Raw genomic sequence first — 19,413 nt, forward strand, 5'->3', positions numbered from 1 at the left:
TCGTTTTTTATGCTTGGCGTATAAATGAAATCAGTTCATCAACAGATACTTCGTGTGATTCACCTGATTTTCTGAATTTCACTTCGACAATACCTTCTTCTGAACGTTTCCCGCAGCTAATGCGAATTGGCAGTCCAATTAAGTCACTGTCGGCAAATTTGACGCCTGCACGCTCTTGACGGTCATCGAAAAGGACATCATAGCCCTCTTCCTGTAAACGCTCATACAGCGTTTCAGCCAGTTCCTTTTGTGCATCGTTTTTCATATTTAAGGCAAGTAGATGAAGATCATATGGCGCAACTGTTTCTGGCCAAATAATCCCCTTGTCATCATGATGCTGTTCAACAATCGCAGAAAGGGTTCTAGAAATTCCGATGCCATAGCAGCCCATGATCATTGGCTGCGCACGTCCATTTTCATCGAGGTATGTTGCATCCATTGCCTCTGAATAACGCGTGCCTAGCTTAAAGACTTGTCCTACTTCAATTCCTTTTGCGAACTGGATTGTGCCTTCACCATCTGGAGAAACGTCTCCTTCTTGAATCAAGCGAAGATCTGTATATTCCTTCACTGACAGATCACGAGCAGGATTAACATTGAAATAGTGATAATCCGATTCATTTGCACCTGCAACTGCGTTTGTCATTCCTTTTACAGCGTGGTCTGCATAAATCGTTACTTCCGCTTCAAGCTTCACTGGTCCAACAAATCCTGGTTCTGTTCCGATCACGTCTAGAACTTCCTCACGTGAAGCAAGCTCAACAAGCTGTGCTCCAACTAAGTTTTTCACTTTCACATCATTTACTTCATGATCGCCTCTTGTCAGGACAAGTACATACGCATCGTCCGCTTTAAACAAGACAGATTTGATACATGTAGAAGGAGCGACTTCTAAGAATGCCGCAACATCTTGTATCGTCTTTACCTGCGGCGTGTGTACTTTCTCAAGTTCTTTGAAGTCCGCAGGGTTTGCTTCTTCTCCGTGATACACAGCCTCAGCCATTTCAATGTTCGCAGCGTAGGATGATGTGTCAGAGTATGCGATTGTATCTTCTCCTACTTCTGACAGCGCCATAAACTCATGTGTATCTTTTCCTCCCATTGCCCCAGAATCGGCAATGACGGGTCTAAAGTTAAGACCTACTTTTGAAAAGACATTCGAGTAAGCTGTAAACATTTTGTTGTATGTGTCATCAAGGCTCTCTGGTGAAGAGTGGAATGAATAGGCGTCCTTCATAATAAATTCACGTCCGCGCAATAACCCAAAGCGAGGTCTTTGTTCATCACGGAATTTAGATTGGATTTGATATAGTGTCAAAGGAAGCTTTTTATACGATTTTACTTCACTGCGTACGAGTGATGTGATCACTTCTTCGTGTGTTGGGCCAAGTGCAAACTCGCGGCCGTGGCGATCTTTCATACGCATGAGTTCTGGACCGTATGTATACCATCTTCCTGACTCTTGCCACATTTCTGCTTGCTGCAGCACTGGCATTAACAGCTCAGCTGCTCCCGCCTTTTCCATTTCCTTGCGAACAATGGATTGAATGTGCTGAATCACTTTATGTGCTAGCGGCAGATAATGATAGATACCGCTCGTGTTTTGTCTAATAAATCCAGCTCTTACTAACAGCTGATGACTTTTTGCCTCAGCATCTGCCGGCACCTCTCGAAGAGTTGGAATGAAAGTCAGGGATTGTCTCATGTCGTTACACCTCATTTAAGAAATAGGACTTCTCACAAAAACTCTTGTTTCCCAGAATGAGAAACAAGAGAGAATGGTTTTTATAAAAATAATCGCTGGATGTCATTCCATGTCACTACTAGCATTAATAGCATGAGGAACGCAACACCAATGAAGACAACAAGTGCCTCTTTCTCACGATTAATTGGTTTGCCGCGAATGGCTTCAACGAATAGGAAAAGTAATCTTCCTCCGTCTAATGCAGGAATCGGTAATAAATTCACGATCCCTAAGTTGATACTAAGAAACGCAGCAAACTGCATTAATGTTAACACACCTTGTTTCGCTACTTCTCCTGTCATGTCATATATTCCAACAGGACCTGCAAGCATATCTAACGAAAATTGTCCTGTGACAATCTTTTGCAAGTTCGTTAAGATGAGACCTGCTGTAGATATCACTGTAGTGCCTGAGGATGAAATGACTTTGAGAAAGCCATTTTCCGTTGGCGGATAAGAGCCAAAACGGCCAATGGTTTTTCCTTCGGCCTTCACAGCTTCCGGTACAACTTGAATGGTGCTTTCTTTGCCATCTCGGTCAATGACGACATTCATTTTTTTATCTGGGTTTTTTTGAACCGTTTGAACAACGTCTGTCCAAGAATTCATTTTATCCCCGTTAATTGAAACGATATGATCTCCCTGCATAAGCCCAGCTTGCGCTGCCCGGCCGTCTTTTGTCAGCTTACCAAGTACAGGATCATCCACGGTTACACCTTGAATAAATCCTAAAGCCACAAGAATCACATATGCCAAGATAAAGTTCATAATCGGTCCAGCTGCAATGGCTTTAATGCGCTGCCATACTGTTTTTGAACCAAACTGACGGTTGTATGGTGCAATTTGAATTTCTTCACCATCTGCAATATAGAAGCTTGTTTGGCTTACATTGTAGCCAGTAAGGATGTCTTCATTTCCAGCCTCATATCCTGAAATTCTCATCGCATGATCTAAATCAATTTGTTCAACTTCAATGACAAGTGCATCAGGATATTTCTCTTTATCATTTAAAATGATTTTTTCTACTTCATTTTGCTCATTGAATAAGAGCCCCACTGTATGACCCGGTTTAATTTCAATGACTTCAGGATCTTCTCCAGCCATTTTAACAAATCCGCCGATTGGCAGAAGTCTGATGGTATAGACGGTTTCTTTTCGTTTAAAGGAGAAAATCTTCGGTCCAAAACCAATTGCGAACTCGCGGCATAAAATGCCTGCGCGCTGCGCCATAATTAAATGGCCAAGCTCGTGGAAAAAAACGAGCGTTCCAAAAATAATAATAAACGCAATCACTGTATTCACGAACATACCACCTTATGCGAGGATTGATTGAACAAAGTCTCGTGTATCTTTGTCCACTTCATGGATATCTTGCAAACTAGGCGTTGAAATCACATGATGTCTGTTCAGTGCCTTTTCAATCAATTCTTCAATTTGCAGGAACGTTACTTTGCCTTTTAGAAATGCATCAACAGCAATTTCATTGGCTGCATTAAGCACAGTAGGCATTGTCCCTCCTATTTTACCTGATTCATAAGCAAAATGTAAGCAGCGATACCTGTCAAAATCCGCTTTTTGGAAATTTAATTGTCCAATCTCCCAAAGGTTTAATGATTTCGCTTCTTTTAATGGCGCTCTATCAGGGTAAGTGAGCGCGTATTGAATCGGAACCCTCATGTCAGGTGTACCTAACTGAGCCATGACACTTTTGTCATGGAATTCCACCATGGAATGGATGATGCTCTCTTTATGTAACAGCACATCAATTTGATCGTATGGGATATCAAACAGCCAATGCGCCTCAATCACCTCAAGCCCCTTATTCATCATGGTCGCTGAATCAATCGTGATTTTTGCGCCCATGGACCAGTTTGGATGATTCAGCGCTTCTTCAACCGTGACACCTTCAAGCTCCGTGCGTTTTTTATCTCGGAAACTGCCGCCTGAAGCTGTGACGATTAAGCGTTCAATGTTTTTAGCTTGTTCACCTTGCAGGGATTGAAAAATAGCGGAGTGTTCACTATCGACAGGAAGTAAAGGCACGTCATACTTTTTGGCGTACTCTTTTACTATATGACCAGCTGTCACAAGTGTTTCCTTATTTGCAAGTGCGATCGTCTTTTTTTGTTCAATGGCTTTTAATGTCGGCACAAGTCCGACACTTCCTACCAGTGCATTGACCACAACATCCACTGCATCATAGGTCGCTGCTTCGATGTTCGCTTCATCACCCGCAGCCATTTTGACATCGTATTGAAATGAATGACCTTTTAACGTGCGATAGGTCTCTTCGTCTACACATCCAACAAATTCAGGCTGAAATTGTTCAATGATAGGGATGGCCTTGTCTATATTTCTGCCAAACGTCATCGCTTTCAACTTGAATTTGTCTGGATGCTGCCTGATCACATCTAATGTTTGTTCTCCAATTGATCCTGTTGCGCCTAATAGCGAAATATATTTCAAATTGCCACTCCTTCTCTCGTTCAATTAGTTTCTATGAGGTTAGCTAGCAAACGTGGCCAGCAATAGATATAAAAACGGCAGAACGAATAAAAAGCTGTCAAACCTGTCCAAAATTCCGCCATGACCTGGGAGTATTGTCCCTGAATCCTTCACATGGTAATGACGCTTTAAAGCAGATTCCACAAGGTCGCCAAGCTGTCCAAAAATACTGAGCAAAAGAGTAATAAACATAACAAGCAGATATGATGGCAAAAATCCTGTAACCGCCTGGAACACAAGTGACAGCACGACCGCTGTGACGATTCCGCCGATAAATCCTTCTACTGTTTTGTTTGGGCTGATCTCTGGCCAAAGCTTTCGTTTCCCCATAGATTTCCCAATAAAATAGGCACCTGAGTCAGTGGACCAAATAATCACCGCTGCGAAGAAGATCGCACTCATGCCATACAAGCCTCTAATTTGAATAAAATAATAGAAACTAACGCCAATATATAATGTGGCTAATATAACAAAAGCAACCTCATCGAATGTGAAAGAGTTTTTGCTCAGAACTGTATAAGTTAAAAGGATTAAGACTGCAAATAAAGCAATCTGCATTTTTGATGCGTCTACGTTCGGGAAGAAGCTATTTTCTCCGCCCATTAAAAGCCAAAGCAATATTAAGCTGACAATGCCAGGAAAGCTGAAAATCGAAATCTTTTTCATTCTAAGAAGCTCAAAGAGAGCGACACTTCCCATTAAATAAATCAGCAGGGTAAATGGCATTTGTCCATAAATCACTGCAAGTAAAAACACTGCAGCTGCCAGAACACCCGTCAAAATTCTTTGTTTCATCTGCACCACCCTCTAAATTCCACCGAACCTCCGGCCGCGGCGCTGGTACTCTCCGATAGCGCCTATGAGATGCTCATCAGAAAAGTCAGGCCAAAGCACATCCGTAAAGACAAACTCGCTGTATGCAATTTGCCAAAGCATAAAGTTGCTTAATCTAATTTCTCCACTCGTGCGAATAAGCAAATCCGGATCTTGAAGAGATTCTGTCATTAAATAAGCTGAAAACATCTCTTCTGTGATGTCTTCTGCTCGAAGCTTGCCTTCTTTGACTTTTTCAGAAATTTGTCTGCATGCAGAAATAATTTCTGTCCTTCCTCCATAATTGAGCGCAAAATTTAAAATGAGTCCGTCATTATTCGCCGTACTCTTCACTGCGTTCTCTACCGCTTTTTTCGTATGCTGCGGGAGGCCGTCTGGATCACCTGTTAAACGTACACGGACATTTTCCTCGATGAGTTCAGGCAGATAGATGTTTAGAAACTCTTCAGGAAGCTTCATTAAAAAGTCTACTTCTAGTTTTGGACGTTTCCAATTTTCTGTAGAGAAAGCATACAAAGTCAGCACTTTGACATTCAGCTCATTTGCAAGCTTGGTCATGCGCTTGACAACTTTCATTCCTTCATGATGTCCTGCTACCCGTGGAAGCGCACGTTTCTTCGCCCATCTTCCATTCCCATCCATGATAATGGCGATATGTTCAGGAATTTCTCCATTTAATATGTCTTCTTTTGTCAGGCTTTCTAAGTTGGAAGCTGCTGTTTGCTGATTCTTCCAATTTTTGAGTATATTGAGCATGAGATTCCTCCATCACCCAAAAAGGTTGCGTTCCCGCTAATAATATAGTCCTCAACAGTATTAACAAAAAAACCCCCTGTAAACATGAAGAGGGTCTTTTCACTATTATCTATTGTACATAGTTTTTTCTTAAACTTCCATGATTTCTTTTTCTTTATCTTTTGTCACTTCATCAATTTTAGCGACATATTCATCTGTCAATTTTTGAACATCCTCTGTAGATGATCTTAATTCATCTTCAGTGATCTCCCCATTTTTCTCTAGCTTTTTCAATTCATCGTTTGCATCACGACGAACGTTACGAACAGCTACTTTTGCTTCTTCTGAGTATTTTCTCACAACTTTTACAAGTTCTTTACGTCTTTCTTCTGTTAGTGCTGGGATCGCAATACGGATCACGTTTCCGTCACTTGTTGGTGTGATACCAAGATCAGACTTTTGGATCGCCTTTTCGATATCACCGATCGCTGTTTTATCGTAAGGTGTGATAATCAGCATACGTGCTTCTGGCACTGTAATTGACGCAATTTGGTTTAGTGGTGTTTGCGCACCATAGTAATCCACTGTTACTTTGTCTAAAAGGGAAGCATTAGCTCTGCCCGCACGGACAGTTGCTAGTTCACGTCCGTATGCTTGAACGGCTTTTTCCATTTTTTCTTTTGTTTGGTTCAACACTTCTTTTGACACGTTATTTCCCCCTCACGATCGTTCCGATTGATTCGCCATTGACGGCACGTTTAATATTTCCTTCTTCCATAATAGAGAAGACGATTAATGGAATGTCATTGTCCATACATAATGAGGACGCAGTAGAATCCATTACAGCAAGCCCTTCTTTTAGTACATCAAGATATGAAAGCTTATCATATTTTACTGCATCCGCATCTGTACGAGGATCAGCACTGTAGACACCGTCTACATTGTTTTTCGCCATTAAAATGACATCTGCTTCAATTTCAGCTGCACGAAGTGCTGCTGTTGTATCAGTAGAGAAATAAGGGTTACCAGTACCTGCAGCAAAAATCACGACACGTTTCTTCTCAAGGTGACGGATCGCTTTTCTTCTTATGTATGGCTCTGCAACCTGTCTCATTTCGATAGAGGTTTGTACTCTAGACTGAATGCCAAGCGTTTCTAGGCTGTCTTGTAATGCCAATGAATTCATCACTGTTGCAAGCATCCCCATATAGTCTGCTGTTGCCCGGTCCATTCCTAAGTCACTGCCTGTCTTACCACGCCAAAGGTTTCCTCCGCCTACAACGACTGCAACTTCAACATCAAGTTCTGCAATTTCTTTTACTTGCTTTGCAATTGATTGAATGACAGTTGGGTTAATTCCATTTCCAGCATCACCAGCTAGTGCTTCTCCACTTAGCTTCAGTACAATGCGATTATATTTCGGTTTGCTCATGATAACCTCCAAGTGTAAACTATACCGTCTCTTATTATGCGTAAGAAACCGTCTTTTGTAAATCAATATCCTCTAAAAAATAGGGAACACAGTGCTTGTGCTCCCTAAAAAAGCCCCAGAGAGCTTTTCAAACATTATTTTTTCACTTGGCTCATAACTTCTTCAGCAAAGTTGTCTTGACGCTTTTCGATACCTTCGCCCACTTCATAGCGAACATAAGTTTGAACAGTTGCGTTTTTCGCACCTACAACTTGTTTCACTTTTTCATCTGGGTTTTTAACGAATGCTTGGTCAAGTAAGCAAATTTCTTCGAAGAATTTGTTTAGACGGCCTTCTACCATTTTAGCAACGATATTTTCAGGCTTTCCTTCTTGAAGCGCTTGTTGTGTTAATACTTCACGCTCACGGTTTGCTTCTTCTTCAGACACTTGGTCACGAGAAATGTATTTAGGGTTTACAGCAGCAACGTGCATTGCGATGTCTCTCGCAAGCTCTTCATCAGTTGTTCCGTTAAGAACCGCTAATACACCGATGCGTCCGCCCATGTGTAAGTAAGAACCGAATGCAGCGTTATCTTCTTTTGTGATGACTGAGAAACGGCGCAGCGTAATTTTTTCTCCGATTTTCGCAATTGCAGAAGTAATATGTTCTTCAACTGTTGAACCATTTTCCATTTTAGAAGCATGTGCTTCTTCAATTGTTGCAGGTTTCGCAGCAAGTAAATGATCAGCAAGTTCGTTAAGAAGATTTTGGAATCCTTCGTTTTTCGCAACGAAATCAGTCTCAGAGTTCACTTCTAGGATAACGCCAGTGTTGCCGTCAGTTTTAATAAGAGTTAATCCTTCTGCCGCAATACGGTCTGCTTTTTTCGCAGCTTTTGCGATCCCTTTTTCTCTTAGAAGATCGATTGCTTTGTCGATGTCACCATCAGTTTCTGTTAACGCTTTTTTACAGTCCATCATACCTGCACCAGTTTTTTGACGCAGTTCTTTTACTAATTGAGCAGTAATTGCCATTTTACATTTCCTCCTTCTATGTTAAAACACGGATTACTAGGTGAAAAAAAGGTGATAAAAGGCAGTTCCCTCTTATCACCTTTTGAATAGGTTACGCAGTTGTTGTTTCAGTTTCTGTCGTTTCTTCTACAACAGCTTCTTCTTCGCCTTGTTTAGACTCAAGAATCGCATCTGCCATTTTAGCAGTTAGAAGTTTTACAGCACGGATTGCATCATCGTTTGCAGGGATCACAACATCAATTTCGTCTGGATCACAGTTTGTGTCAACGATACCGATAATTGGGATATTCAATTTACGAGCTTCTGCAACTGCAATACGCTCTTTACGAGGGTCGATAATGAAAAGTGCATCTGGAAGACCCTTCATGTCTTTGATTCCGCCTAGGAATTTTTCAAGACGTTCTAATTCTTTTTTCAGTTGAACGACTTCTTTCTTAGGAAGAACTTCGAACGTACCGTTTTCTTGCATTTTTTCGATATCTTTTAAACGCTTGATACGTTTTTGGATTGTTTCAAAGTTTGTTAAAGTTCCACCAAGCCAGCGTTGGTTTACATAGAACATACCAGAACGGATTGCTTCTTCTTTCACTGAATCTTGTGCTTGCTTTTTCGTACCAACGAAAAGGATTTTTCCTCCGTCAGCAGCAAGGTTTTTCGTGAAGTTGTAAGCTTCCTCTACTTTTTTCACCGTTTTTTGAAGATCGATGATGTAGATACCGTTACGCTCTGTAAAGATGTAACGCTTCATTTTTGGGTTCCAACGGCGTGTTTGGTGACCGAAGTGAACACCAGCTTCTAGCAATTGTTTCATAGAAATAACTGACATGTTGTTGCCTCCTAATATAATGGTTTTTTTTCCTCCGCTTAAGTCATGTTCACATAAAACTGCGCCACGGCAGCACCTTCATACGAATCATTAAGCGTGTGTATTTAACACCAAGAAATAATATAACACATGATGGACTGACAATCAAGAATCCTTTACAGCTTTCCGCTAAATTTTAATAAAAGCTCGATTTCTGTCTTGCCCGTTTTTAATTCTTTCGCTATTTCTTCTAATGATAGCCCTTGATCATATAAGGCCTTTACTTGATCCTCGAATGTTTCTTCTATTTCACTTTCAGAAGGCGCAGAAGCTTCTGTTTCGAGACTTGAAACGGGTTCGTTTACCTTCTCTTCCTGCACCTCAACTTCGCTAAGGAGAGCCGACAGGTGCTCTGGAACTGGATCTTCACTTTCTACCGATTGCTGGGATTCAATTGGTGGTTGTGGCTGCTTTGGTGTCTGAAGATCCGATTTCAGCTCTTCAGCAGAAAAATCAGGGGAAGTGGCTGCAGCTTTTGATAGTTTTTCATTCTCTTCTTTGACTTCCATCAAAAATGCAGCCAGGGTATTTTCCGTTTCTTCTAAAAGCTCTCGCTGCTTTTGTTCTGTTGCCTTCAGCGAATTCATTCTCGTGTATAAAATGATCACAAAATAAATAAGTGCAGCATGAAGCATAAAGCTAATCAGCCATAGCATATTTTTTCACTCACTAACTCTTTAAGATTGAATGGCTTTATCAAGCAGATGCTTAAGCTTGAACAATGCCTTTGAATGAATTTGCGAAATGCGGGAGGTCGATAAATTAAGCACTTGACCAATTTCCGTTAACGTCAATTCCTCTTTATAGAAAAGACTAATCACAAGCTTTTCTTTTTCCGAAAGCTCTGTCATTTTTTCGGCAAGCTGTTCAATTAATTCATCTTTCAGCATTTTTTCTTCAGGTGTCACAGTCTTTTCGTCGCGAATCATGACTTGAACGTTTTCTCCGTCTTCTTGATCATGCAGCTTCTCATCAATCGAGAGCAAATTCGCAAAGAACCCTTCATTCATCGTTGTGACCACATCTTGTTCACTCATGCCGAGTTCTTCAGCAACCTCTGTTGGTGTCACATTTCGTAAATATCGCTGTTCAAGCTTTTCAATTGCCGCTTCTACTTTTTTTGTTTTTTCTCTTGATGTACGAGGCAGCCAGTCCTCTTTACGAAGACCGTCGATGATGGCCCCGCGAATTCTGAAGGATGCATATGTATCAAACTTCAGATCTCTTCCGGGGTCAAATTTTTCAAGGGCATCATATAAACCGAGCATCCCTAGACTGATCAAGTCTTCTTTGTGCACTGACTTCGGGAGACCGATGGAAATTCTTCCAACATGATATGTGACGAGCGGCATATAGCGGCGCATAAGATCATCTCCAGCAGCTGGGTCCTTCCACTCTTTCCATCTAGCCCATAGCGCCTGATCTTCGTAATTTAAGGATTGCATCTTTCTCCCCCTATACTTCCTTAGTTATATCTTCATAATGCCTTGTTTCACAGTGCGGATCTCAAGTTCTGTTGTAAGCGGATCGAATTCAATCGTGCGTCCATTGTTTCCGCCCGTGTCCTCACTAATGATCGGGATATGATGAAGAGACAGATGTTCTTTCACAGCTGATACATTTCTAGGTCCAATTCTCATCAGATCATTGGTTGACTTAAATTTAAACATTTCTGCGCCGCCAGCAAGCTTCGCTTTTAGCGCATGTTTGCGTGCTCCTTCTTTTAAGAGCAGATCAATTGTATGCTTGACACCTGTATCTGCATACTTAGCCAAGTTCTCTACCGCTCCTTTTGAAAGAGAGGAGTCTGGAAGCATGACATGGACAAGTCCTGCCAATTTTTTTTCTTGGTCAAAAAGGACAAGTCCTACGCAAGAACCGAGACCGGATGTCCGAATACGGTCCGGTGTTTTCACAAGCTGAACATCCGCTATACCAACCTTTACAACTGCCGGAATCTGCACGTTCATTATAGGTTACCTAATGCTTTGAACAGTTTTTCAAACGATTCAAAGTCTGGTAATAGAAACATATTTCCTTTCAGCTCTTGCTGATTTTGATCATCGAAAATCGATGTATCAATCACAATCGCCTGATCGCCGAGAGGGCTAAACTGCATTAATCCTTCACTAATGACAGCCCCAAACATGTCGAGCGTGACATCTGGAACACTTGGGTGAAGCTGCAGTTTTGTTAAATCGGCAAGTGCTGATAAATAAGAGCCTGCTAAAATATTTCCTAACTCATGAAGCGCTGATGTTCCTAGCATGTGTTCATGAATCGTATCAATATCAAATGCTGGGTCCTGAACAAGCTCTCTTACAAATTGTTCAGCTTGTTCAAACGGCATAATGAAAAAGATTGAACCGGTAAGATCACCCTCCATTCGCAAAAAGATACTGGCAACTGGAAGGTCTGCTCCACCAAAGAAATCCATTAAATCTTCAAACGAGAGAACTTTGACAAAAGGAACAGCCATATCAATTTTGCGATTCAATAGGCTGGCAAGAGCAGACGCTGCATGGCCTGCTCCGATATTCCCAACCTCACTTAATATATCTAGCTGTTCATCTTTAATTTCATTGAAAATGCTCATTTCACATCCCCCTTAATGAACAGGTGCATCTTGCACGCTCTTGTCGAGGACCGCACCAGCATGAATGATATTGAATAGACGCTGATCATGCTTAATAATACCTGTCACCCATGACAGTCCTTCTTTTTCAGCTGTATCAGTAGAAGATTCTACCTCTTCCTGATGAACAGTAATGACATCATTTGCTTCATCAACAATCCAGCCGACTTCAATGTCACCAACTTGTACAATAATCATTCTTGTTTCGTCTGTAATCTCGTTGTCAGTTGATCCAAGTCTCACTCTAAGGTCAATGACAGGTGTCACGACACCACGTAGATTAATGACACCGCATATATAAGGGGCAACGCCAGGAACTCTTGTCGGCTGCTGCCATTTTTCAATGGACTTTACTTCTGATACTGAAATGGCGTATTCTTTTTTGTTTACGATAAACACAATCATCTTTTCGCCAGTTTTGATATCTGTACTCATTTCAGACCGCTCCTCTATTGTTTTTTACTTAATCAGTGCATTACAGTCAACGATGAGTGCAACCTGACCGTCACCTAAGATTGTTGCGCCTGATATCGCAAATACGTTTGGTAGGTAATCTCCAAGTGATTTCAATACAACCTCTTGCTGACCGATAAACGAATCGACCACAAATGCTGTTAGCTTGTCTCCTTTACGGACAACAATAATGTGCAGTTCTTCTTCTAAATCATTCGCATTTGGTACGTTGAACTGTTTCTTCAAGTACACAACCGGTACGATAAATCCACGGAAATCAATGACTTCACGATCATGCGTTTGAAGGATGTCACTCTTCTTAATGACAGCCGTTTCTATAATAGAAGAAATCGGAATAGCAAATGTTTCTTCCTCTAGTTTCACAAGAAGGACGGAAATGATCGATAATGTGAGTGGAAGCTGAATTGAGAACAGTGAGCCTTGACCTTCTGTTGAGTTAATACTCACAGAACCACCTAATGATTCCAGCTTGTTTTTCACAACGTCAAGACCTACACCTCGGCCCGAGATATCAGAAATCGTATCAGCTGTAGAGAACCCTGCTGCAAAGATCAATGAATCAATTTGGTGATCTTCAAGCGTTTCCGCTTCTCTTTCTGTAATAACTCCGCGCTCTAATGCTTTTTCAAGGACCTTTTTACGGTTAATTCCGCCGCCATCATCTTCGACTTCAATGAAGACATGGTTTCCGCTATGATATGCTTTTAAAAGAACAGTTCCTTTTTCTGGTTTGCCTTTTTTCACACGTTCTTCTGGTGATTCAATCCCGTGATCGAGACTGTTTCTAAGTAAGTGTAAGAGCGGATCGCCAATTTCATCGATCACTGTTCGATCAAGCTCTGTCTCAGCACCTTCAATGATCAGTTCAATTTTCTTATTGAGCTCTTTCGTCAATTGACGAATCATACGTGGGAATCTGTTAAACACAGTTTCTACAGGCACCATTCTCATGTTCAAGATGATCGATTGCAGGTCGCCAGAAATACGGGACATTCTTTCCACTGTATCCGTGAGTTCGTTGTTTTCAAGTTCTTTGGCAATCTGTTCTAAACGTCCTCTATCTATGACAAGCTCTTCAAACAGGTTCATAAGTGAATCTAGACGATCGATGTTGACACGGATCGTTTTCGTTCCGCCGGCAGCTGCACCGTTATTGCCATTTGCTTTTGGCGCATCGTTTGCTGGCGCTTTAGTGGCAGGAACTGTGGCTTCTTCATTTTTCTGCTCAGGTTTCGCTGCTTTTGTTTCAGCCGGAGCCGCTTCTTCAAAGGCAGAGACTTCAGAAATCTCCACTTGTTCAACCTCTGAGATCGCTGTCACGATTTTTTTCACTTCTTCCATCGGCTGTTTCGATAAGTAAGAAATGCTGAATTCAGATTCAAAATCTTCTGATTCTAAAAGTTCTGCATTCGGAACCGTTTTGACAACTTCTCCTGCTTCGTTCAGTCTTTCAAAAATCATATAGACACGAACGGCTTTTAATAAGCATGCGTCACTTAATGTCACGGTCAGCTCATAACATTTAAAGCCTTGTTCTCTTGCTTCATCAAGAACTGTTCGTTCAAATTCGTTATAATCTAGGTCGCTTGCAGCTGATGATGCTTCAGCTGTCTCAACGGCAGATGCTGTTTCTGCATGGCTTCCTGTCACATCTAGTTTTTTACTAATCTCCGTGACATCACGTTTTCCATCCCCGCCCTCTGCAATCGATTGAACCATTGCTTCAAGGTGATCGAGTGCTTCAAACATCGTATCCATTGATTCAGGAGTGACAATCATTTGTTCGTTTCTGATGGCATCAAACATGTTTTCTAAATGATGTGTTAATTGAGCCATATCATCAAAGCCCATCGTTGCACTCATGCCTTTCAGTGTATGAGCGGCTCTGAATATATCATTCACTAGCTGCAAGTCTGTTGGGTTCTTTTCTAATTCAAGAAGTTTTTCATTACAAGTTTGTAAGTGTTCTCTGCTTTCATCTAAAAAGATATCTAAGTATTGGTTTACATCCAACGTGTTCACGCCCTCTCTTTTTTCATGGAGCTTATAATTGCATGTGCGATGTCATCCACATGCCTTGTTTCATGTGCAAGGCCTGCTTTAATGACTGATTTAGGCATTCCGAAAACAACACATGATTCTTCTTTTTCTGCAATGACTTTTGTATGACCGCTTGCGACCATTTTTTTGACACCTTCTGTGCCGTCACTACCCATTCCTGTCATAATGACAGCGATTTTCTCGTAACCTTTTATGTTGCTGATGGATTCAAATAAATAGTTAACAGAAGGTTTGTGACGGCTGTCAGTGTCTTCTGGGGACAGCCTGATCACTAAAGCTGCCCCTTGTTCATGAAGTGACATATTCAATCCACCAGGAGCTATGTAAGCCACTCCATTTTTAGCGATGTCTCCATCTTGAGCTTCTTTGATCGTAATTTGTGATAAATGATCTAATCTAGTAGCCAGCGATGCCGTAAATCCTGCCGGCATATGCTGCACAATCAAAATCGGCGCCTCTATGTCTTTTGGCAACTTCGTGACGACTCGTTGAAGCGCCCTAGGCCCTCCCGTAGAAGTTCCGATTGAAATAATCTTTCGGAGTGATGAGCCGCTTCTTACTTCTTGCAGGCGGGGAGCGGCCGCTGGAATTGGACTTGGCGGCTTCATGAACGGCTTAGGAGAAACTTGTTTCTCAGTACGTTTTCTAGACAGGCCTGCCGCAAGTACCCGCTCTACAATTTGACCTCTTACTTTGTGTAAATCGAGCGAAATACTTCCTGAAGGCTTTGTCACAAAGTCAAAAGCACCGAGTTCTAAGCAATGGATGGTTAATTCCTTCCCTTGCTTCGTCTGGCTTGACACCATAATCACAGCAAGGTCGTGTTCAGCCAGAATTTGTTTTAATGCTTCTGTTCCATTTAGAACAGGCATTTCCACATCAAGTGTGACAACATCTGGATTCAATTCCTTAATCCGTTTTAAGGCATCTTCTCCATTTCGCGCCGTTCCGACGACTTCAATTTCTTGCTCGGCACTTAGGAAATCACTGATGAGTTTTCTCATAAAAGCCGAGTCATCTACTACAAGCACTCTAATCATGAGTCCACCTTCCTCCTTTTAAAAAAAGAGGACAACTTATCTATAAACGTATGCTGCTCTCTCTGTGCCTCTCTTATCTGCTGATGATAAAGTGTTTCAGCCAGCATTTTAATGGTTTTACTTAGCCTTGAATGAGGCTGTTTCATATAAAATGGTATTTGTTCAGTGACTGCTTTAGGAACAGCAGGATCATCAGGTACCGCACCAGCAAACACAAGCTTTCGGTGTAGAAATGACGTCACTACTCCCGCTAATTTCCGGTACGTTTCAGATCCTTCCGAAGGGGTTTTACACCGGTTGACAATGATTTGAACAGACTGTTCAAACTGATGAATGGCTAAGTGCTTAATTGCGCTGTAGGCATCCATGATGGATGTTGGTTCTGGCGTTGTCACAACGACCACCTCACCTGCCGATAAGACAAAAGGGAGTTGATCTTTTGACAATCCTGCACCCATATCAAAGAATATACAATCAAAGTCATTCAATATTTTCTCCATCTCTTCTAAAAAGAACGACCATTGATCTTTGTCTAAAGAAAACAGCTGTTCAAGCCCGCTTCCGCCAGAAATGTAATACAAATTGTCCGTTCCTTTTGTCATAGCCGCTTGGAAGGATTTTTTTCTAACAAGCACGTCTAATATAGAGCTGGTCGATGTTTTCCCTAGTAAAATATCAATATTCCCCATGCCAAAGTCGAGATCAATAATGAGCACTTGCTTGCCTGTTTTTGCGATAGACAGTGCCATATTCAGCGTCAAATTCGATTTACCTACCCCGCCTTTACCGCTCATGACAGCAATGGTTTTCGCCTGTCCATTCGCATGAAGAGAGTTCGGTACAATCAGTTGATTCTGCTGAACAAGCTTTCTTAAACCTTCGGCTTGGTCAGGCTTCATCATTGTAAGACCATCCTTGTCAAATCAAGGGGGGAACTCTCAAGAATATCCTCAGGCACATTTTGGCCATTTGTTAAAAACCCTAGCCCGATTTGAGATTCTGCAATGATTTGAAAGATCGTTCCCATCGTGTCTGTTTCATCAACTTTTGTAAAAATAAATTGATCGATTGGAACAGGTTCAAAACGTTTGACCATAGCTCTCATATCCTGATACTTCGACGTCGCACTCATGACAAGAAAGCTTTGAATGCTTTCATCAAATGGAATGATATCCGTCAGCTCTTTAATATACGCCTCTTCTTTAAAGTTACGGCCTGCTGTATCGATGAAAATATGATCATAGTCTTTAAAGGTCTGCTGTGCTTTCACAAAGTCCTCTCTTGAATAACAAACTTCAAGAGGTGCATTCAGCAGTTCAGCATATGTTTTTAGTTGTTCAATCGCTGCAATCCGGTACGTATCTGTTGTGATAAAAGCAATTTTCTTTTGCTGCTGAATAGCCGTTTTCGCAGCCAACTTTGCAATCGTTGTCGTTTTACCAGCACCAGTTGAACCAAACAGCACAATGTATTTCGAACGAATCATCGGCTCATCAGAAGTGTGAGCCGGCAGCATCCCTGTGAGTAGTTTTTCAAGTTCTTTTTCAATCTGCTCTTCTTTCACAGCACCTTTTGTTAAAAGACCCTTTAAGCATTCATCTCGAATCTCATCATCAAGACCTTGATCTTTTAGCTTTTGATCAATCTTCATGAGAGAATCCGGCAAGATCCCAGCATGTCGCTCGTTTCTTGCATATTCTAAAGGCTGAGAATGAGAAGGCGCTGCTTTAACTGCTTGAGTGGCAGCCGGCAGCTCTTGCGTAAGATGTTGAATCTGCTCCTTTTTCGGTAACACCGGGATAGGCGCAGCTGCTGGTTGTAATCCTTTACCGGCTCTTTCTTCAAAATCTTGATCCAGCACTGCAATCACTTCGACCATTTGCTGTTTCTTTAAACCGAACAGCTTTCGTTTGACAACGGTTTTCGAATTTAATATGACGGCATCCTTCCCAAGCTGCTGCCTGATTTGGATCGTTGCCTCCTGCATAGAATTCGCTGTGATTTTTTTCATTTTCATTAGATATCCACCACTCCGATGCTCTGTACTTCCACATTTGCTTCTAGTTCGTTATAAGATAGTACCGGTAAATCTGGGAAATATCTTTCTAACAACTGTTTGACGTACATTCTTATAGGAGGTGAGCATAATAGAACCGGCGTTTCCTGACGAAGCGAAAGCTGTTCAATTTCTCTCGCCACTGATTGAATCACACTTTCAGAGGATTCTGGATCTAACGATAAGTAGTTCCCATGCTCCGTTTGCTGCACGCTGTCTGCAATCACCTTTTCGACTCGGCCTGAGCATGTCACGACTTTCAGTGATTCATTTTCTCTTGCATACTGTGCAGTAATCTGTCTTGCAAGTGCCTGTCTAACATACTCTGTTAGCAAGTCTGTATCAGTTGTTAATTTTCCGTAGTCTGCAAGGGTCTCAAAAATGGTCACAAGGTTTCGAATGGAGACCTTTTCTTTCAGAAGTTTTGCAAGTACTTTTTGGATATCCCCGACTGCTAGTGGATTCGGTGTTACCTCATCTACTAGAACTGGATAACTTTCTTTCAGATGATCGATTAATTGCTTCGTTTCTTGGCGTCCAAGCAGTTCGTGGGTATTTTGTCTAATCTTCTCTGTGATGTGGGTAGACACAACAGATGCTGGATCGACCACTGTATACCCAAGCATTTCAGCCTGATCTTTTTCTGCTTCTGATATCCATTTTGCCGGCAGACCAAAGGATGGTTCGATTGTTTCAATTCCTTCAATCGGATCATCATCAGGCGTTGGGGACATCGCTAAGTAATGATCAAGCAGCAGCTCTCCTTTTGCCACTTCGTTCCCTTTTATTTTGAGCCTGTATTCATTCGGGTTCAGCGCAATGTTGTCTCGAATACGGACAACTGGAATGACAAGACCTAGTTCAAGAGCAAGCTGCCTTCTGATCATGACAATCCGGTCTAGCAGGTCTCCGCCTTGATTGGCATCTGCAAGTGGAATCAACCCGTAGCCAAATTCAAATTCAATGGCATCCATTTGCAGGAGATGAATGACACTTTCTGGACTTTTCATCTCTTCTACCTCTGCCTGTTCTTCCAGTACTTCTTCAATCTCTTCTTGATCCTGTTTGTTTTTCGACATCATGTACGCACCGAGTGCAAGTAAACCTGCGATCGGCCCTGTCAAAAGTACGCCAATTGGCGTAAACAATCCAAGCAGGAAGATCGTACCTGCTGTGACGTAAAGCATGGCAGGGAAGGCAAAGAGCTGACCCGTAATGTCTGAACCAAGGTTTCCGTTAGAAGCCGCTCTCGTGACAACAATCCCTGTCGCTGTTGAGATGAGAAGTGCAGGGATTTGCGACACAATTCCGTCCCCTACTGTTAAAAGAGTAAAGTGGGAAGCTGATTCTTGAATCGACATTCCTTGCTGAATCATCCCAATAATGATGCCAAAAATAATATTGATAATAACGATGATAATACCTGCGATGGCATCCCCTTTAACGAACTTACTTGCACCATCCATCGCACCATAAAAGTCTGCTTCTCTGGCTACTTTTTCACGGCGGTTTCTAGCTTCACTCTCTGTCAGCATTCCTGCATTCAAATCTGCGTCAATACTCATCTGTTTACCTGGCATCGCGTCGAGTGTAAATCTGGCCGCAACCTCTGATACACGCTCTGCCCCTTTGGTGATGACAACAAACTGAATGATGATCAGAATAAGGAAGACAACCAGACCAACGAGTATATTGCCCCCAACAACAAATGATCCAAACGTTTCTACAACCTTACCAGCATCTCCAGTTGATAAAATAGAACGGGTTGTAGAGATGTTAAGCCCTAAACGAAACAGTGTTAAGAGCAAAAGTAACGATGGAAAAATGGAAAATTGCAGTGGTTCTTGCATGTTCATTGTGGTGAGAAGCACGATAAGCGCAAGAGAAATATTAATAATGATTAAAATACTTAATAGGACGGGCGGAAACGGTATGACCAGCATCGCCACGATTAAAATAACACTGAATAAAACAGATAAATCTCTTGCTGACATGCCTGTTCTCTCCTTTTAAAACC

The 19,413-nt window shown here is 41.8% G+C and carries 19 protein-coding genes; all 19 read right to left on the minus strand.

Features of this window, described 5'->3' with window-relative positions:
• Positions 1-7: 7 nt before the first annotated feature.
• Positions 8-1,705, minus strand: coding sequence for a proline--tRNA ligase (locus tag LCD34_RS16385; protein ID WP_224559759.1), 1,698 nt, complete (start codon positions 1,703-1,705; stop codon positions 8-10).
• Positions 1,706-1,785: 80 nt separating this feature from the next.
• On the minus strand, positions 1,786-3,051 hold the full coding sequence (gene rseP / locus LCD34_RS16390; RefSeq protein ID WP_007499546.1) for an RIP metalloprotease RseP: 1,266 nt from the start codon (positions 3,049-3,051) through the stop codon (positions 1,786-1,788).
• Positions 3,052-3,057: 6 nt separating this feature from the next.
• Positions 3,058-4,209, minus strand: a complete 1,152-nt coding sequence (dxr, locus tag LCD34_RS16395; RefSeq protein ID WP_019744167.1) for a 1-deoxy-D-xylulose-5-phosphate reductoisomerase — start codon at positions 4,207-4,209, stop codon at positions 3,058-3,060.
• A 39-nt stretch (positions 4,210-4,248) separates the two neighbouring features.
• The gene (locus tag LCD34_RS16400) at positions 4,249-5,043 is read right to left on the minus strand and encodes a phosphatidate cytidylyltransferase (RefSeq protein WP_007499550.1); all 795 of its coding nucleotides are present in this window, start codon (positions 5,041-5,043) and stop codon (positions 4,249-4,251) included.
• Between the two features lie 12 nt (positions 5,044-5,055).
• Positions 5,056-5,838: an isoprenyl transferase gene (locus LCD34_RS16405; RefSeq protein WP_007499552.1), complete on the minus strand. Its 783-nt coding sequence runs from the start codon at positions 5,836-5,838 to the stop codon at positions 5,056-5,058.
• Between the two features lie 129 nt (positions 5,839-5,967).
• A complete protein-coding gene (gene frr, locus LCD34_RS16410) occupies positions 5,968-6,525 on the minus strand; it encodes a ribosome recycling factor (RefSeq protein ID WP_008344764.1) in 558 nt (185 codons plus the stop codon).
• A gap of 1 nt (position 6,526) precedes the next feature.
• Positions 6,527-7,249 (minus strand): UMP kinase, encoded by a 723-nt coding sequence (gene pyrH / locus LCD34_RS16415; RefSeq protein ID WP_008344767.1) that lies wholly within the window; start codon positions 7,247-7,249, stop codon positions 6,527-6,529.
• 134 nt (positions 7,250-7,383) lie between these two features.
• Positions 7,384-8,265, minus strand: coding sequence for a translation elongation factor Ts (tsf, locus tag LCD34_RS16420; RefSeq protein WP_007499558.1), 882 nt, complete (start codon positions 8,263-8,265; stop codon positions 7,384-7,386).
• Between the two features lie 91 nt (positions 8,266-8,356).
• Entirely contained in the window at positions 8,357-9,091 is a 735-nt protein-coding gene (gene rpsB, locus LCD34_RS16425) for a 30S ribosomal protein S2 (protein WP_007499561.1), read from the minus strand.
• A gap of 155 nt (positions 9,092-9,246) precedes the next feature.
• Complete coding sequence (locus LCD34_RS16430) at positions 9,247-9,786, minus strand: Swarming motility protein SwrB (protein ID WP_212356364.1); 540 nt, start codon at positions 9,784-9,786, stop codon at positions 9,247-9,249.
• A gap of 21 nt (positions 9,787-9,807) precedes the next feature.
• Positions 9,808-10,575, minus strand: a complete 768-nt coding sequence (locus tag LCD34_RS16435; RefSeq protein WP_007499565.1) for a FliA/WhiG family RNA polymerase sigma factor — start codon at positions 10,573-10,575, stop codon at positions 9,808-9,810.
• A 24-nt stretch (positions 10,576-10,599) separates the two neighbouring features.
• Entirely contained in the window at positions 10,600-11,100 is a 501-nt protein-coding gene (locus LCD34_RS16440) for a chemotaxis protein CheD (protein WP_007499566.1), read from the minus strand.
• On the minus strand, positions 11,100-11,726 hold the full coding sequence (locus tag LCD34_RS16445; protein ID WP_007499567.1) for a chemotaxis protein CheC: 627 nt from the start codon (positions 11,724-11,726) through the stop codon (positions 11,100-11,102). The genes LCD34_RS16440 and LCD34_RS16445 overlap by 1 nt, the downstream gene beginning before the upstream one ends.
• A 12-nt stretch (positions 11,727-11,738) precedes the next feature.
• Positions 11,739-12,200: a chemotaxis protein CheW gene (locus tag LCD34_RS16450; RefSeq protein WP_007499568.1), complete on the minus strand. Its 462-nt coding sequence runs from the start codon at positions 12,198-12,200 to the stop codon at positions 11,739-11,741.
• A gap of 24 nt (positions 12,201-12,224) precedes the next feature.
• On the minus strand, positions 12,225-14,252 hold the full coding sequence (locus LCD34_RS16455; protein ID WP_224559760.1) for a chemotaxis protein CheA: 2,028 nt from the start codon (positions 14,250-14,252) through the stop codon (positions 12,225-12,227).
• Between the two features lie 5 nt (positions 14,253-14,257).
• Positions 14,258-15,340: a chemotaxis response regulator protein-glutamate methylesterase gene (locus LCD34_RS16460; protein WP_008344775.1), complete on the minus strand. Its 1,083-nt coding sequence runs from the start codon at positions 15,338-15,340 to the stop codon at positions 14,258-14,260.
• Positions 15,337-16,242, minus strand: coding sequence for a MinD/ParA family protein (locus tag LCD34_RS16465; protein ID WP_017367251.1), 906 nt, complete (start codon positions 16,240-16,242; stop codon positions 15,337-15,339). The genes LCD34_RS16460 and LCD34_RS16465 overlap by 4 nt, the downstream gene beginning before the upstream one ends.
• On the minus strand, positions 16,239-17,357 hold the full coding sequence (gene flhF / locus LCD34_RS16470; protein ID WP_224559761.1) for a flagellar biosynthesis protein FlhF: 1,119 nt from the start codon (positions 17,355-17,357) through the stop codon (positions 16,239-16,241). The genes LCD34_RS16465 and flhF overlap by 4 nt, the downstream gene beginning before the upstream one ends.
• Complete coding sequence (gene flhA / locus LCD34_RS16475; RefSeq protein ID WP_007499573.1) at positions 17,357-19,390, minus strand: flagellar biosynthesis protein FlhA; 2,034 nt, start codon at positions 19,388-19,390, stop codon at positions 17,357-17,359. Before flhA ends, flhF begins: the two co-directional genes overlap by 1 nt.
• Positions 19,391-19,413: the final 23 nt, after the last annotated feature.

The sequence above is a fragment of the Bacillus sp. RAR_M1_44 genome (genome assembly GCF_020165935.1).
In the GTDB taxonomy this organism is placed as follows: domain Bacteria; phylum Bacillota; class Bacilli; order Bacillales; family Bacillaceae; genus Bacillus; species Bacillus altitudinis.

What these genes read in the sequence shown, in the direction of transcription:
- LCD34_RS16450 (WP_007499568.1), bottom strand. Translation starts at nt 12,200, where the DNA reads ATGAGTACAGATATCAAAACTGGCGAAAAGATGATTGTGTTTATCGTA.
- LCD34_RS16385 (WP_224559759.1), bottom strand. Translation starts at nt 1,705, where the DNA reads ATGAGACAATCCCTGACTTTCATTCCAACTCTTCGAGAGGTGCCGGCA.
- LCD34_RS16435 (WP_007499565.1), bottom strand. Translation starts at nt 10,575, where the DNA reads ATGCAATCCTTAAATTACGAAGATCAGGCGCTATGGGCTAGATGGAAA.
- LCD34_RS16400 (WP_007499550.1), bottom strand. Translation starts at nt 5,043, where the DNA reads ATGAAACAAAGAATTTTGACGGGTGTTCTGGCAGCTGCAGTGTTTTTA.
- LCD34_RS16440 (WP_007499566.1), bottom strand. Translation starts at nt 11,100, where the DNA reads ATGAACGTGCAGATTCCGGCAGTTGTAAAGGTTGGTATAGCGGATGTT.
- rpsB (WP_007499561.1), bottom strand. Translation starts at nt 9,091, where the DNA reads ATGTCAGTTATTTCTATGAAACAATTGCTAGAAGCTGGTGTTCACTTC.
- LCD34_RS16445 (WP_007499567.1), bottom strand. Translation starts at nt 11,726, where the DNA reads ATGAGCATTTTCAATGAAATTAAAGATGAACAGCTAGATATATTAAGT.
- flhF (WP_224559761.1), bottom strand. Translation starts at nt 17,357, where the DNA reads ATGAAAATGAAAAAAATCACAGCGAATTCTATGCAGGAGGCAACGATC.
- tsf (WP_007499558.1), bottom strand. Translation starts at nt 8,265, where the DNA reads ATGGCAATTACTGCTCAATTAGTAAAAGAACTGCGTCAAAAAACTGGT.
- LCD34_RS16405 (WP_007499552.1), bottom strand. Translation starts at nt 5,838, where the DNA reads ATGCTCAATATACTCAAAAATTGGAAGAATCAGCAAACAGCAGCTTCC.
- LCD34_RS16430 (WP_212356364.1), bottom strand. Translation starts at nt 9,786, where the DNA reads ATGCTATGGCTGATTAGCTTTATGCTTCATGCTGCACTTATTTATTTT.
- flhA (WP_007499573.1), bottom strand. Translation starts at nt 19,390, where the DNA reads ATGTCAGCAAGAGATTTATCTGTTTTATTCAGTGTTATTTTAATCGTG.
- LCD34_RS16465 (WP_017367251.1), bottom strand. Translation starts at nt 16,242, where the DNA reads ATGATGAAGCCTGACCAAGCCGAAGGTTTAAGAAAGCTTGTTCAGCAG.
- rseP (WP_007499546.1), bottom strand. Translation starts at nt 3,051, where the DNA reads ATGTTCGTGAATACAGTGATTGCGTTTATTATTATTTTTGGAACGCTC.
- LCD34_RS16460 (WP_008344775.1), bottom strand. Translation starts at nt 15,340, where the DNA reads ATGATTAGAGTGCTTGTAGTAGATGACTCGGCTTTTATGAGAAAACTC.
- pyrH (WP_008344767.1), bottom strand. Translation starts at nt 7,249, where the DNA reads ATGAGCAAACCGAAATATAATCGCATTGTACTGAAGCTAAGTGGAGAA.